Annotated in this window: 12 protein-coding genes; 7 read left to right on the forward strand and 5 right to left on the reverse strand. The window is 69.9% G+C overall.

Features of this window, described 5'->3' with window-relative positions; genetic code table 11:
- The first annotated feature begins 57 nt into the window (after positions 1-57).
- From GUY59_RS03510 to GUY59_RS03540, 7 genes are all read left to right on the forward strand, one after another.
- Complete coding sequence (locus tag GUY59_RS03510) at positions 58-837, forward strand: IclR family transcriptional regulator (protein ID WP_138200307.1); 780 nt, start codon at positions 58-60, stop codon at positions 835-837.
- Positions 834-2,138: an aspartate aminotransferase family protein gene (locus tag GUY59_RS03515; protein WP_138200306.1), complete on the forward strand. Its 1,305-nt coding sequence runs from the start codon at positions 834-836 to the stop codon at positions 2,136-2,138. Before GUY59_RS03510 ends, GUY59_RS03515 begins: the two co-directional genes overlap by 4 nt.
- Positions 2,135-3,190, forward strand: coding sequence for an ABC transporter ATP-binding protein (locus GUY59_RS03520; RefSeq protein WP_138200305.1), 1,056 nt, complete (start codon positions 2,135-2,137; stop codon positions 3,188-3,190). Before GUY59_RS03515 ends, GUY59_RS03520 begins: the two co-directional genes overlap by 4 nt.
- 13 nt (positions 3,191-3,203) lie before the next feature.
- The gene (locus GUY59_RS03525) at positions 3,204-4,310 is read left to right on the forward strand and encodes an ABC transporter substrate-binding protein (RefSeq protein ID WP_161714371.1); all 1,107 of its coding nucleotides are present in this window, start codon (positions 3,204-3,206) and stop codon (positions 4,308-4,310) included.
- 13 nt (positions 4,311-4,323) lie between these two features.
- Positions 4,324-6,030, forward strand: coding sequence for an ABC transporter permease subunit (locus tag GUY59_RS03530; protein ID WP_138200303.1), 1,707 nt, complete (start codon positions 4,324-4,326; stop codon positions 6,028-6,030).
- Entirely contained in the window at positions 6,027-6,959 is a 933-nt protein-coding gene (locus GUY59_RS03535; RefSeq protein WP_138200302.1) for a succinylglutamate desuccinylase/aspartoacylase family protein, read from the forward strand. Before GUY59_RS03530 ends, GUY59_RS03535 begins: the two co-directional genes overlap by 4 nt.
- A gap of 102 nt (positions 6,960-7,061) precedes the next feature.
- Positions 7,062-7,919: an SPFH domain-containing protein gene (locus tag GUY59_RS03540; RefSeq protein WP_236666791.1), complete on the forward strand. Its 858-nt coding sequence runs from the start codon at positions 7,062-7,064 to the stop codon at positions 7,917-7,919.
- A gap of 25 nt (positions 7,920-7,944) precedes the next feature.
- Here GUY59_RS03540 and GUY59_RS03545 read toward each other — a convergent pair whose 3' ends face one another.
- From GUY59_RS03545 to GUY59_RS03565, 5 genes are all read right to left on the reverse strand, one after another.
- Complete coding sequence (locus GUY59_RS03545) at positions 7,945-8,628, reverse strand: C39 family peptidase (RefSeq protein WP_138200300.1); 684 nt, start codon at positions 8,626-8,628, stop codon at positions 7,945-7,947.
- A gap of 98 nt (positions 8,629-8,726) precedes the next feature.
- Complete coding sequence (locus GUY59_RS03550) at positions 8,727-8,957, reverse strand: hypothetical protein (RefSeq protein WP_132331190.1); 231 nt, start codon at positions 8,955-8,957, stop codon at positions 8,727-8,729.
- 92 nt (positions 8,958-9,049) lie between these two features.
- Complete coding sequence (locus GUY59_RS03555) at positions 9,050-10,546, reverse strand: alpha/beta fold hydrolase (RefSeq protein ID WP_138200299.1); 1,497 nt, start codon at positions 10,544-10,546, stop codon at positions 9,050-9,052.
- 171 nt (positions 10,547-10,717) lie between these two features.
- A complete protein-coding gene (locus GUY59_RS03560; RefSeq protein ID WP_138200298.1) occupies positions 10,718-11,617 on the reverse strand; it encodes a sugar phosphate isomerase/epimerase family protein in 900 nt (299 codons plus the stop codon).
- A 9-nt stretch (positions 11,618-11,626) separates the two neighbouring features.
- On the reverse strand, positions 11,627-13,750 hold the full coding sequence (locus tag GUY59_RS03565; protein ID WP_138200297.1) for a PQQ-dependent sugar dehydrogenase: 2,124 nt from the start codon (positions 13,748-13,750) through the stop codon (positions 11,627-11,629).
- Positions 13,751-14,111: the final 361 nt, after the last annotated feature.

Below are 14,111 nucleotides of genomic sequence, written 5' to 3' on the forward strand. Positions count from 1 at the left end.
ACGGTTTTCGGCCTGCTCTTGACGTCCGTATAGGGACGTTCCTAGGTTGGCCTCCCAATGAACGCAAAGACAGTTCCACTGAGTGGAAGCGAGTCCCGCACCAGCTATCTCGCCCGGTTGCTCGACGTCCTGGACGTCGCGGTCACCCACGACCGCGCCCCCCTGCAACTGGGCGAGATCGCCGCGGCGGCGGGAGTTCCTCCCTCCACCGCGTCGCGGCTGGTCGCGCTGCTCGTCGAGCGTGGCTTCCTGGTGCAACTGGACAGGTCCGGCTACGCCGCCGGGCCGAGGCTGCTGCACCTGTCCGTACGGACGCTCGACCAGATGCACGCCGCCGACCGGCTGAAGGCCTCCGTGGAGGCCCTGGCCGAGCAGACCGGCGAGAGCGCGAGCGCCGGCCTGCTGGTGGGCGACGAGATCGTGCTGGTGGCGCGGAAGGAGCCCGAGCACTCGCTGCGGGCCGTGGCGCGCGTCGGTGACGTGCTCAACCCGCACACCTCCGCGATGGGCAAGGCCGTACTGGCGATGTTGCCCGCGCGGCGGCGGCTCGCGGTGCTGCGCACCGCCGTCGGCGACCGGGCCGAGCAGGCGTTGCGCGAGGCGGAGGCCGAACTCGCCACCGCCCGCACGGAGGGATTCGCCGTCGATGAGGAGAGCTACGCGGTCGGCCTGCGCTGTCGCGCCGCCGCGATCCTCGACCGGTCGGGGCACGCGGTGGGCGGCATCTCGGTCGCCGGCCCCGCGGCGCGCTTCACGCGCGAGAACGCCAACGCGTGCGTGCCCGCGCTGCTGGCCGAGGTCAAACGGCTCTCCCTGGAGATCAGGAGTAACCATTGAGCACGTCGCAGAGCCTGTACGAGCGCGCGAGCCGGTACGTCCCCGGCGGGGTGCATTCCAACACCCGCTTCCAGGCGCCGCACCCCGTCTATTTCCAGCGTGCCGAGGGCGCGTACCTGTGGGACGTGGAGGGTGAGCGTTACCTCGACTGCACCATGGGCAACGCCTCGGTGATGCTCGGCCACGCCCATCCCGGCGTGGACGCGGCCGTCGCCGACGCGGTGAGCCGCGGGCTGACCACCGGCGTGGAGACCGAGGCCGCGGTGACCGCGGTGGAGACGCTCGCCGGCATGATCCCGGACTTCGGCCGGGTCAGGTTCGCCAACACCGGCACCGAGGCGCTGATGCACGCGCTCTCGATCGCCCGCCACCACACCGGCCGGGAGCGGGTGGCCAAGGCCGAGGGCGCCTACCACGGCTGGTTCGACCCGCTGTGGGTGTCGACCTGGCCCGCCCCCGACCAGATCGGGCCCGCCGACCGGCCGGCCGCGCCCCCCAGCTCCGCGGGCCTGTCGCGCTCGGCGCAGGGCACGGTGGTGCTGCCGTGGAACGACGCGGACGCCACCGAGCGGCTGCTGCGCGAGCACGCCTCCGACCTGGCCGCCGTGGTCGTCGAGCCCGTGCTCATCGACATCGGCTTCATCCCGCCGACCGGCGACTACCTGCGGCTGCTCCGCGACCTCACCGCCGAGCTGGGGATCGTGCTCATCTTCGACGAGCTGCTCACCGGGTTCCGCCTGGCGCCCGGGGGCGCCCGCCAGGTCTACGGCATCACCCCCGACCTCGCCACGTACGGCAAGGCCCTGTCCAACGGGTACCCGCTGGCCGCGGTCGAGGGCCGTGCGGACCTGATGGCCTGCACCGACCCGTCGAGCGGCGGCCCGGTCGGCTGGGTCGGCACCTACAACGGGCACGGCTCGGCGGTGGCCGCGGCGGCGGCGGCGCTGCCGCTGCTGGCCGACGGCTCGGCCCAGGCCCGGCTCGACCGGCTCGGCGGCGTGCTGCGCGACGGCTTCGCCGAACTGTCCCGCGCGTACGGCGTCCCGGCCGTGGTCGCGGGCGCGGGCGGCCACTTCCAGCCGTACTTCCTGTCCGAGCCGGTCACCGGCTACCGCACGGCGATGGTCAGCGACCCCACCCGTTACGCGATCCTGCACCGAATCGCGCGCGAGCACCGCATCCTGCTCCCGGCCAAGCCGCTGTTGCACGCGGCGCTGTCCACCGCGCACACCGAGGCCGACGTGGCGGACCTGCTGAAGGCGGCCGAGGAGGCGTTCGCGGAAATGAGGAGCGCGACATGACTGCGGCGGCGACCGGCGGCGGGCCCGATGCCGAGCTCCGCGGCATCCGTAAGGTCTACGACAACGGCGCCAGGGGCGTCGAGCAGGTCGACTTCACCGTGGCCACAGGGGAGTTCTTCTCCATGCTGGGCCCTTCGGGCTGCGGCAAGAGCACGACGTTGCGCATCCTGGCGGGGCTGGAGGAGCCCACCTCGGGCGAGGTGCTGATCAGGGGCGAGCCGATGCGGGGCCGTCCCGCGCACCGGCGTCCCACGAACATGGTCTTCCAGCGCCTGGCCCTGTTCCCGCACCTGACCGTGGCCGACAACATCGCTTTCGGGCCGAAGCTGCGGCGCAAGCCGGCCAGGCAGGTGAGCGAGATCGTCGGCTCGATGCTGGACCTGGTGGACCTGGCCGGCTACGACGCCCGCTACCCCGCCCAGTTGTCCGGCGGCCAGCAGCAGCGGGTGGCCATCGCCCGCGCGCTGGCCAACGAGCCGGCCGTGCTGCTGCTCGACGAGCCGCTCGGCGCGCTCGACCTGCGGCTGCGGGTCCAGATGCAGCAGGCGCTCAAACGCATCCAGCACGACTCGGGCACCACGTTCGTCTACGTCACGCACGATCAGGTGGAGGCGCTGACGATGTCGGACCGGATGGCGGTGATGAACGAGGGCCGCATCGAGCAGATCGGCCCGCCGGCCGAGCTCTACCGATCGCCGGCCACGAAGTTCACCGCCACCTTCCTGGGCGACACGAACCTGTACGAGGGCACGTACGACGGCGGCCTGCTGGAGGCGGAGGGCATCGGCGTCAAGGTCGCGCGTCCCGGCCGCGCGGTGTCCGTGCGGCCCGAGCACGTCGCCGTCGGCAAGGACCTGGCCTGCGCCAATCGCTATCACGGCCGCCTGGAGGACGTGATCTTCCAGGGCGCGAGCACGCGTTACCACGTACGTCTGGCCTCCGGAGTGCTGGTGATCTCCGAACGGCGCGAAGAAGCCGGATCCACCCTGACGGTCGGCGACGAGGTCGAGACCGGCTGGGACGTGGATGCCGGTGTCGTCCTCGACCACTGAGGGAGTTAGCTCGATGACGGGTATGTCCGATATTTCGCGACGCCGGTTTCTCGGCACCGCGGCCGGTGCGGCGGGCCTCGCCCTCGCCACCGCCTGCGGCGAGGTGTCCCCCCAATCCGCCGCGCCGTCCGCGTCGAAGGGCGGCAAGCTCACCCTGACCATGTTCGCCTTCCTCGGTGGTGACCTCGGCAAGATGCCCAAGGAGTTCGCCAAGGAGTACATGGCCTCCCACAAGAACGTCGAGATCAAGGTCTACGAACAGTCGAACTCCGTCGGCTACACCAAGATGCTGGCCCAGAAGAAGGCCGCCCCCGACCGGCCGCTGGTCAACTTCGGCTTCTTCAACGCCCAGACCTCCGTCCAGGGCGCCGACGACAAGATGTTCACCAAGCTCGACTACTCGGCGATGAGCAACGCCGCCGACATCGACGAGCGGTTCCGCTACGACGACGGCATCGGGATCGGCATCGGCATCGACCAGCTCGGCCTGCTCCACAACAAGCAGGAGATCACGCAGGCCCCCGGCTCGTGGGCCGACCTGTGGAACCACGCCCACCAGGGCAAGGTCGCGTTCTTCTCCTTCCCCTGGTACGCCGTCTACATGGCCGCCAAGCTCAACGGCGGCGGCCTGGAGAACATGGAGCCCGGCTGGGAGCTGTGGAAGCGCGAGGCCAAGCAGATCCGGCTGCTCGTCGAGTCCAACCCGCAGTATCTCAACGTGCTCAGCAACGGCACCGCGCCGCTGACCGCCTACTTCGCCGGCACCGGACAGCAGTGGATCAACTCCGGCGCTCCGCTGACGTACGTCGTGCCCAAGGAGGGCGCGATCCCGCTGCCGGTCAACCTCCAGGCCGTCGCGGGCCAGTCGCAGAGCCAGCTCGAAGCCATCCACGACATCATCAACGAGATGCTCTCGCCCAAGTGGTGCGCCCGCTGGGCCGAGACCAGCGTCGAGGTGCCCGCCAACACCAAGGCCGAGCTGCCCGGGAACCTGGCCGGCCTGCCCGCCTTCAGCAAGGCGACCAGCGACGGCTTCCAGCAGATCGACTACGGCATCGTGGGGCGCAACAACGCCGAGTGGCAGAAACGCTGGGAAACCGACGTCGCCTCGCGCATCTGAGAGGCCCGGCGACATGCGCAGACATCGCACGGCCCTCCTGCTGGCGGCGCCCAGCGTCGTCCTGCTGGTCGGTGTGTTCGCAGGGGCCATGCTCACCCTGCTCGAATACAGCTTCCACCAGTACCTTCCCGACGGCACCGACATCGCGCACACCGCGGTCACCTGGCAGACGTTCCTGACGGGCGGCTACCACTGGCAGATCGTCGGGGAGACCGTGGTGCTCGGCCTGATCACCACGGTCGCCGCCGCCGTCGTCGGCTACCCCACGGCGTACGCCCTGCACCGGGTGCGGCAGCCGCGTTGGCGTTACATCGGGCTGTTCATCATCTTCGCGCCGCTGCTGACCAGCGTCGTGTCCCGCACCTACGGCTGGGAGCTGATCCTGGGCGACAGCGGGGTGCTCAACAGCCTGCTCGAACCGGCCGGGCTCGGGCCGGTCGAGCTGCTCTACGAGCGCTCCTCCGTGGTGATCGCGCTGGTGCACATCCTGCTGCCGTTCATGGTGTTCCCGATCATCCAGTCGCTCGGGCAGCTCGACCCGGCGTTCGGGGAGGCGGCCGGCGACCTCGGCGCGGGCGCGTTCCTGCGCTTCGTCAAGGTCACGCTGCCGCTGACCATGCCCGGCCTGATCGGCGGGGCGCAACTGGTGTTCGCGTTGTCGATCAGCTCGTTCGCCACGCCCAGCCTGCTCGGAGGCGGACGGGTGAACGTGCTGGCCACCGAGATCTACGACAACGTCAACAACGTCGACTGGCCGCTCGCGGCGGTCTCGTCGTACGCGCTGCTGGCGCTGGCCGTCGTCGCGCTGGGCGTCTTCGGCTGGCTGCAACGGCGTACCGGGCGGGCCGAGCAGGGCGGGGTGACGGCGGCGGGCGCGGCCTCCACCGGCGCGCGCGGCTGGAGCGGGTGGCTGGTGGCGGTCTACGTGTACGTGCTGTTGCCGCTGGTCATCATCGTGATCAACTCGTTCTCGTCCGTCTCGTACGGCACGTGGCCGCCGCCGGGATTCTCGGCCAAGTGGTACGCCAACCTCTTCGAGCAGGAAGGCCTGGGCGCGGCGACGCTGCTGAGCCTGGAGGTGGCGATCGCGGCCACCGTCCTCGCCATGGTCATCGGCACGGCCGTCGCGGTGGCGCTGGTCCGGCACCGCATGCCGGGGCGCGGACCGCTGCAGTCGTTCGTACTCTCGCCCACCGTGGTGCCCAAGGTGGCCTTCGGCTTCGCCGGGTTCATCTACCTGCACCGGCTGGGCCTGTTCGGCGGGGTCGCCGGCCTGGTGGTGACACACACCGTGATCGTGCTGCCGTTCGTCGTCATCGTGGTGACGGCGGCGCTGATGCGGGCCGACGCCACCCTCGACGCGGCGGCCAAGGACCTGGGCGCGGCGCCGCTGCGGGCCTTCCGGCTGGCCACGCTGCCGCAGATCAGGCCCGCGCTGATCGCGGCCGCGCTGTTCGCGTTCGTGGTGAGTTTCGACGAGGTCGACATGACGGTCTTCCTGCTCTCGCCCGACCAGAACACGCTGCCGGTCTGGATGTTCATCTACATGCAGAAATTTCAGGACCCCACGCTGGCCGCGCTCTCCACCCTGCTCATCGTCGCCGCCCTCGCCATCGCCGCGACCGTCGCCGTGCTGCTGGCCCGCTCCGGCGTCTTCTCCTCCCTGACCCCCTCCCCAGAAGAACCCGTTGAGAAAGTGAAGGAAGGAACCTCCGCATGACCGTCGAACGGATCCCGGTGACCACCCTGGCCAGTGGCCACCGCCTGGAGCTGACCGTGCACACCCTGCGAGGCGCCTCCGACGGCCCCCGCATGGTGATGTTCGGCGGCATCCACGGCGACGAGCCGATGGGATCGGAGACGGTCCGCCGCCTCCTGGACGCCATCGACCCCGCCCAGCTCAGCGGCACCGTCGTCGCGGTGCCCGTGGCCAACCCGTACGCGCACCAGGCGCTGACCCGCAACACGCCGCTCGACGGCGTCAACCTCAACCGCATCTTCCCCGGCGACCGGGGCGGCAGCGTCACCGAGCAACTGGCCGCCGCGCTCTCGGAGATCCTGGAGGGCGCCGACTACTTCATCGACTTCCACTCGGGCGGCAACTTCGCCACCGTCGAGTACGCCTACCTCCACGACGCCGGCGCCGAGATGTCGCGGGCGTACGGCACGACCGTGCTCTACCGCGGCCACCCCTACATCGGCTCGGCCACCGGCTGGGCGCTGGAGAAGGGCGTGCGCTGCATGGTCAGCGAGCTCGGGGGCGGCGGCCAGCGCATCGAGCACTATCTGAAGCGGGGCGTCGACGGCACGCTGAACGTCCTGCGCGCCATCGGCATGCTGCCGGGCGACGCGGTGGCGCCGCCGGAGGGCCAGGTGGTCGTCGACACGCTGACGACGCTCAGGCCCACCGTCGGCGGCACCGTGCTGTCGGACTTCGGCGCCGCGCGGCTGGGAGAGCGGGTGCCCAAGGGCACGGCGCTGGCCACGATCGTCAGCCCGTACACGTCGGAGGAGCTCGAAGTGATCAGGGCACCGTACGAGCCGAGCATCCTGGTGCTCGGCCGTGAGCACCTCACCAATGTCGCCCCCGGTGACTACGGCTTCATGGTCGCCGACGGGGCCACCGCCAAGCCGGCCGACGCCGGCTGACCGGCGTCGGGGAGGGCGCCGATGCGTGGACGGTTGCCGAAGCGTCACACAGTGTCGTCGTGGTGCGTACTACCGTGATCGTGCATGAGACACACGACCGTCATGACAGCCTTAATCGCCGCCTTTCTGGTCACCGGCTGCTCGATCACCACCCCCGAGCCCGACCAGAAGGGCATCGTCTACGACGCCGGCGCCTTCTCCGACACCACGTTCCAGAACTGCGTCAACCCGGGCGTGCGCGACGTGTCAGGACCGGGTGACCAGGGTTACGTCTATCCGGCCGGCCAGCGTACGTTCGAGTTCGCCGCCGACCCCAACGATCCGGAAGGGGCGAACACGAAGCCGGGGGCCGAGGCCGGGCCGCTGACGATGTGGACGAAGGACCCGCTGGAGATGCGGGTGTCCGGCGTCGTCACGTTCTCGCTCACCAGCGACTGCAAGACGTTGCGTCAGTTCCACGAGCAGATCGGGCTGAAGTACGAGGCCGACACCGACGAGGGCTGGGACAAGCTGCTCAGCGTCTACATCGGCCAGCCGCTCGACCGGGCCCTCGACGCTGCCAGCAAGGAGTTCGCCTGGCGCGAGCTGACGTACCGCGATCCGCAGGCCAAGCAGCAGTGGGAGGCGAAGGTCGCCGAGTACATGGTGCAGTTCCTGCGCGAGCAGGGCGGCACGGCGTTCTTCGAGAAGTTCTCGGTCACGCTGCAGCAGCCGCAGCCGCCGCTGAAGGTGCGCGAGGCGATGGCCGCCGTCCAGCAGGCGCAGGAGGAGAACACGGCGCAGAAGGCGAAGAACGAGAAGGCGCGTACGGAGCTGGAGGCCATCAAGGACCTGAAGGACGTGCTCGGCCCGCAGGGCGCGGTCATGTGGCAGGCCGTCAAGGACGGGCGCATCCAGATCATCGTCTCCGACAGCGGCCAGATCAACGTCACGCCGAACCAGCGGCGGCAGGGCGACTGACCTGCCGCCGCCGCGCACGCTCCGCCTACAGGGGGAGGAGCGGCTTGGACAGGGTGTAGACGCCGCCCAGGTCGCCCTCGGGCAGATCGTTGACGACGGCGGCGAGGGCCTTGGCCGAGATCACGTGGGACCCGAGCGCGCCCTTGGCCGCGTTCGGGTCCCAGACGGTGATCGTGCCCTTCGCCTTGTCGTAGCCGTAGGCCACGATCGCGTGGCCGTAGTTTCTGCTCGCCTTGCTCCACGGCAGCTTGTTGCCGAGCACCGCGAGGATCGTGGGCTTCTTGAGCACGCCCACCGCGTGCGACACGCTGAGCATCAGCGCGCTGGGCTTGTTCTTGGCGTACGTCAGGCGGAACGTGTAGCCCTTCGGTTCGAGGTGCTTGTTGAGCACGGACAGGGTGTTCCGGCGTTTGGTGGCGCCCGCCTCCGGGTCGGTCTTCATCTCCTTGGCGAGTCGGTCCTGGCTGCGCTTGACGCCGAACGCCTGGAGGACGATCGAGCTGGACGCGGGCGCGCAGTAGTAGCCGGTCTTCTGCGCCTGTCCCTTGATCTTCACCGAGCCCTCGAACAGCGACAGCCCGGTGAGCCGGGCGCTGACCGGCGGCTGGGCCGCGGCCTGCGCGGCAACGGGGGAGGCGTGGGGGGACAGGCCGGTGGACATGACCGCGGCGGTCAGAACGGTGCCGAGGGCGAGCTTGGCAGGGGCCACGTTGTGTCTCTCCGTGCAAGAGGGGTTACGGGAGTGACAAAATACCGAGTCCGACGGTCGCCCGTGACCATGGAGCCGGGCCGCGCGCGGCCCGGGCCTCAGAGCTTGAAGAGCTTGGGGTACGGCGCGACGATGCGACGGGTCACGGCGCCGAAGTCGACCAGGACGGCGACGCCTTCCTCGACCCCGATGACCGACCCGAGGCCGTAGGTGTCATGGCTGACCTTGTCCTGGAGGACGAAGCTCTCGAGCGGAGGGAGGGCGACTTCGGGGACGTTGAACGGGCTCCCGGGAAGGCGTCGCCGAGGTGCGGATCGGTGGGACGTCATTAATGCATTATGCGCTGTTTCGACAGATATATCTCAATCTTTGGGTCGTTCTCGAAGTTTTTGCAGGTCGGCGACCCGGGAGAACCCGCCGGTCAGGCAGGTTCCGGGCGCGTGGGGCACGAGTCGGTGGTCCGGCCGGTCTCGAAGTACGCGAGCACCTTCGCGACGCAACCGGGCACCCGGAGGGCGGAGCCGTGCACGTCGTCGTTCATCCGGACCAGGGTGCCACCGATGGTCTTGTGCGTGGCGAGCACGCCCTCCCACGGCGACAGGTTCTCGTACCGGTGACCCGACAGCACCAAGGAGCCGCCGTGGCGCTTGAGCGAGGTCTTGTCGACCGGCAGCGGCCATCCCGCGCACGCCGGTGTGGCGGGGGTGGCCCTGCCGGTCACCGGGTAGCGCTTCAGGCGCTTCTGGTAGGCGGCCCAGGCCGCCTCGAATGAGCGCGAGCCCAGGTCCTCGTTGCAGTGGTAGGCGAGATTCGCCGTCTTGTCGGTGCCGGAGGGCGCGCCGGCCGGCGGGCTGCCGAACACCTTCTTGACCGTCGGCGGGGCGCTCGGCCCCTCGGCGTCCCGCAGTTCGCTCAGCACCTGGGCCATCTGGGACCAGTTGAAGCTCGGGCTGCCCGCGGCCTGGGAGATCAGGGCACCGTCCACGGTGAGGTCGATATCGGTGAAGGTAAGAGGCTCCTCGTCATACGACCTCCGCATCTTCTCCACCGCCGACGCCACCTGCCGGCGGGTCGTGCCGAGTCCGTACTCGTCGTTCCGCTCGGCGATCCAGGCGGCCATGCGCTGGAAGTTGCGGTCGGTGGCCTTGGCGCGCAACTCCGTGGCGATGTCGGTCCTTGAGTAGGGCGGTGCCGGGCTATCGAGCCACATCCGGTCGATCTTGTCGCCGTGGAGGCTGCGCAGGACCGTCCCGAGCCATCCGCCCCAGGAGACGCCGTAGAAGCTGATCTTCTTCTCGCCCAGCGCGGCGCGGATCCTGTCGACGTCGTGGGCCGTGTTCCCGGTGGTGAGCTGCCCGATGAGCTCGGGGTTCGACTGGGCGCACGCCTTGTTCTTCTTGACCGTCCGGTCGTAGATCTTCCTGGCCTGCTCTTCGGTGATCGGGCCCGGCTGCGGCCGTCCGCCCTGACCGTCGCCGGAGCAGTCGGCCTTGGTGCTGCGGCCCACACCCCGAGGATCGAACCCGATCAGGTCGTAGCGGTCGTCCATCTGGACGCCCGTGGCGACGAGCTCCACGGGCATCAGATACCCGCTGCCGCCCGGTCCCCCGGGGTTGAGCACCATGGTGCCGAGCCGGCGCTTCTGGTCGGTGGCCTTCAGCCTGGTCAGGGCAACGGTGATCTGCTCGCCGCGCGGCTCGTCGTAGTCGCGGGGAACGCTGATGGTGCCGCACTCCATGCGGTCGAGCAGTTGCCTGGCCTTGGCGAGCTGTTCCTCGGACAACTTTCTGCCCAGCTCGTCGTCCGAGATCTCAGGGCAGGTCGCCCAGTTGACGGCAGAGGGCTTGGTCCAGGTGCTCGCCGCCGTGGTCGGTGGGGCGAGGGCGACGAAGCCCGTCAGCAGGACTCCCAAGGTCATACAGGTCGCTGTCGTACGATTCACAACTCGAAATCCTTCGGAAGGGAACGCACCGTGGGGACGGCCCGCGGCGTGCCGGACTTTCCGGGCTCCTCAGTTGTGCACCAGCGGCTGTTTCCGGTGCGTTTCCGCCCTGGCCCCCACCCGGCGCCGGGTGAGGGCCAGGCGTCCCTAGAACCGCAGTTTCCTCAGGTAGCGGTACCCGACCTCCGCCGTACGCCGGGGCGTCACGTCCGGCGTGTCGTTCTCCACGATGTACTCGATCACCCGGTGCTTGTCGAAGATGCGCCGGAAGTCGATCGTCCCGGTGCCGAGGTCGGCCATGTCGCCGTCGAGATGCCGGTCCTTGACGTGGAACTGCAGCACCCGCTGGGGCGCCCGGCGGATCACGTCGAGCGTGAACCGCACCGGATCACGCTCGCCGCGCCCGACGCCGCCGGTGACCGCCCAGTAGAGGTCGATCTCCAGATGGACCAGGCGCGGGTCGAGCTCGGAGGTGAGCACGTCCCAGGGCGTCCTGCCGCCCCCGAGGTCGATGGTGAACTCGTGGGCGTGGTTGTGGTAGCCGTAGCGCAGTCCCGCCTTGCGCGCGGCGGCCGCCTCCACGTTCATGCGCTCGGCCCAGGCCTTCCACTGGTCCTCGCTGTCGGAGTTCAGGTAGGGCACGACCATGAACGACTGGCCGAGCGTCAGGGCGTTCTCGATCTTGGTGTCGAGCGCGGCGTCGTCGGGGCTGATGTCGTCGTGGCTGGAGGTGGAGCGGATGCCGAGCCCGTCGAGGAACGCGCGCAGTTGCGCGGCCGTACGCCCGAAATAGCCGAGCGCCAGCTCGACCTTGGGATAACCGATCTCGGCCAGGTAGGCGAGGGTGGCGTCGTAGTCCTGGGCGAGGTCGTCGCGTACCGTCCAGAGCTGCATGCTGATCTGGCCCGGCGGGATGCGGTGCTTGCGGTGGTGATGGTGGGGCGGCGTGGCGGCGGCGGGCGAGACGGCGCCGGCGATGGCCGCCGTCCCGAGGCCGAGTCCCGCCGCGAGCAGCGAGCGCCTGCTGGGGCCGTAGCCGTAACACATGGGGATCTCCTATCGCGTGGGCTGGAGCACGACCCTGTCGGTGCCGGTCAGCGGGGGCAGGTCGCCGCCGGGGTCGGTGTAGGTGGCGACGAAGACGCCGGTCAGCTCGTCGGTCTCCGGGTCGTGCCCGCTCGGCTCGGTCGTCTGGATGGAGCCGGTGCAGCCGCGGGCCGTCGTCTGCGGATGGCCGTGGTCGTCGTGGCCGAGGATGTAGTCCACGGTCACGTCGGCGCAGTCGACCTCCTGGTCGTCGGTGACCCGCACCTCGAACTCCACGACGTCGCCGAACGTGAACGGGTCCCCGTCCACCGGCCTGACCAGCTCCACGACCGGCGTGGCGTTGCCGACCACGATCCGCACCGACGTCGCCGCCGACCTGCCGTGCCGGTCGGTGACCTTCAGCGTGGCCTGGTACAGGCCGTTCTCCTCGTACGTGAACGACCCTTCGGGGCGGCGGGAATCGACCCGCCCGTCGGCGTCGAAGTCCCACGCGTAGCTGAGCCGGTCGCCGTCGGCGTCGGTGGTTCCGTCGGCGGTGAAGGAGACCGCGAGCGGCGCGTGACCGGCCGTCACCGACGCCGTGGCCGCGGGGACGGGCGTGTGGTTGCCGGTGTTGCCGATGTGGTCGTAGCGCGCCAGTTGGGCGTCCTCGTTCTCCTGGAAGTAGCCGTCGCCGTATTCGAGCACGTAGAGGGCGCCGTCGGGGCCGAACTCCATGTCCATCGGGTTGTCGAAGACGAGCGAGGACAGCACGTCCTCGATCCGCCCGTCACGGTGGAACGCCTTCACGTAGTCGCGGGTCCACTCGTAGAACAGCGGGACGCCGTCGTAGTACTCCGGCCAGCCCACCGCCGTGCGGCCGCGCGTGTCACGCGGGTCGTAGTCGTAGGCCGGGCCCGCCATCGGGCCGATGCCGCCCGTGCCGAGCTGCGGGAACTCCGCCGAGGGCCCGTACGAGTACCACACCTGCGGCTGCGTGACCGGTGGCAGCTCGCGCCTGCCGGTGTTGTGCGGCGACTCGTTGACGGGCGCGGCGCAGTCGAACGCCGCGCCGGACGCGCCGGTCGCGAAGTCGTAGTCGACGTACGGGAGCCGCGCTGTCGCGCAGTACGGCCAGCCGTAGTTGGCGGCTCTGCGGATCGTCGTCCACTTGCCCGTGCCGGCCGGGCCGCGCCGGGGGTCGGCCTCCTGCTCGTCGGGGGAGTAGTCGCCCACGTACAGGTCGCCGGTGGAGCGGTCGAGCTCGATCCTGAAGGGGTTGCGCAGGCCCATCGCGTAGATCTCCGGCCGGGCGCGTGGCGTGCCGGGCCTGAAGAGGTTGCCGCGCGGGATCGAGTAGGACCCGTCCGCGCGTACCTTGATGCGCAGGATCTTGCCCCGCAGGTCGTTGGTGTTGCCGGAGCTGCGCTGGGCGTCGAAGGCAGGGTTGCGGTCGGGCCGTTCGTCGATCGGGGTGAAGCCGTCGGAGGCGAACGGGTTGGTGTCGTCGCCGGTCGACAGGTAGAGGTTGCCCTGGGCGTCGAACACGATGTCGCCGCCCACGTGGCAGCAGATGCCGCGGTCCACCGGCACGTCGAGGACGCGCTGCTCGGTGCGCAGGTCGATCGTGTCGCCGGTGAGGCGGAAGCGCGACAACCGGATCAGCCCCTTGAAGGGCGCGAAGTCGTCCGGCGTGCCGGTGAGAGGGGCGTCGCCCTCGTTGACGTCCGGCGTGGCCGGGTCGTCGGTCGGGGTGCCGAGCGGCGGGGAGTAGTAGAGGTAGACCCAGTCGTCCTTCTTCGAACCCTGGCCGAAGCCGGGGCTGAGGGCGATGCTCTGCAGCCCTTCCTCATCGTGCTGGTAGACGTCGAGCCGCGCGGCCAGGGTGTTGAGGCCGGTCTTCGGGTCGTGCAGCCAGACCTCGCCCTTCCTGGTGGTGTGCAGCACCCTCGAGTCGGGTAACACGGCCAGGTCCATGGGTTCGCCCGGATGGTCGTTCAGTGTCACCTTCTGGAACTGGTCGTCGGGCGGCGGGGCCGCGCCTCCGGACGTCCCAGAGGCCGGCACGGTGACGGTCGCGGCGGCGTTCGTGGTGGCGGACGGCAGGAGGATCGCCGCAGCGGCGATGGCCGCGATCACGGTTCTCGGTCTCATGCCTCTCCCTTCGGTCTGCTCAGGGGGGTAAGAGAGGGCAAAGCACCGTGAATGTAACCCGAGTTTCTTCGATGAAGGAGGGCCTAATCGCGGATCATCGGCTGCCTTTCGCCCGTGATCGCACTAAGTGCCCCCACGACCTCGGATTCCTCCCCGGAATCTGCCGGACGGCAGAGACGAGGGCTCGGCCGTGTGCCCCTGATGCTTGGTGACGCACAGACGTCGCGGATCTGCGGCGCGACACCGATGCCGTCCGCGCCGCCGGGGTCGTCGGCGTACAGGCCGCCGTGCGCGTGCCCGGCCCCGCGATCGAGGCGGTTGCCCGTCCGGGACGCCCGACGCCGCGACGCGACCAGGACCG

It is taken from the genome of Nonomuraea sp. K271 (genome assembly GCF_009908215.1).
GTDB lineage: Bacteria > Actinomycetota > Actinomycetes > Streptosporangiales > Streptosporangiaceae > Nonomuraea > Nonomuraea longispora.

What these genes read in the sequence shown, in the direction of transcription:
- GUY59_RS03510 (WP_138200307.1), top strand. Translation starts at nt 58, where the DNA reads ATGAACGCAAAGACAGTTCCACTGAGTGGAAGCGAGTCCCGCACCAGC.
- GUY59_RS03555 (WP_138200299.1), bottom strand. Translation starts at nt 10,546, where the DNA reads ATGACCTTGGGAGTCCTGCTGACGGGCTTCGTCGCCCTCGCCCCACCG.
- GUY59_RS03565 (WP_138200297.1), bottom strand. Translation starts at nt 13,750, where the DNA reads ATGAGACCGAGAACCGTGATCGCGGCCATCGCCGCTGCGGCGATCCTC.
- GUY59_RS03535 (WP_138200302.1), top strand. Translation starts at nt 6,027, where the DNA reads ATGACCGTCGAACGGATCCCGGTGACCACCCTGGCCAGTGGCCACCGC.
- GUY59_RS03530 (WP_138200303.1), top strand. Translation starts at nt 4,324, where the DNA reads ATGCGCAGACATCGCACGGCCCTCCTGCTGGCGGCGCCCAGCGTCGTC.
- GUY59_RS03540 (WP_236666791.1), top strand. Translation starts at nt 7,062, where the DNA reads ATGACAGCCTTAATCGCCGCCTTTCTGGTCACCGGCTGCTCGATCACC.
- GUY59_RS03560 (WP_138200298.1), bottom strand. Translation starts at nt 11,617, where the DNA reads ATGTGTTACGGCTACGGCCCCAGCAGGCGCTCGCTGCTCGCGGCGGGA.
- GUY59_RS03525 (WP_161714371.1), top strand. Translation starts at nt 3,204, where the DNA reads ATGACGGGTATGTCCGATATTTCGCGACGCCGGTTTCTCGGCACCGCG.
- GUY59_RS03520 (WP_138200305.1), top strand. Translation starts at nt 2,135, where the DNA reads ATGACTGCGGCGGCGACCGGCGGCGGGCCCGATGCCGAGCTCCGCGGC.
- GUY59_RS03550 (WP_132331190.1), bottom strand. Translation starts at nt 8,957, where the DNA reads ATGACGTCCCACCGATCCGCACCTCGGCGACGCCTTCCCGGGAGCCCG.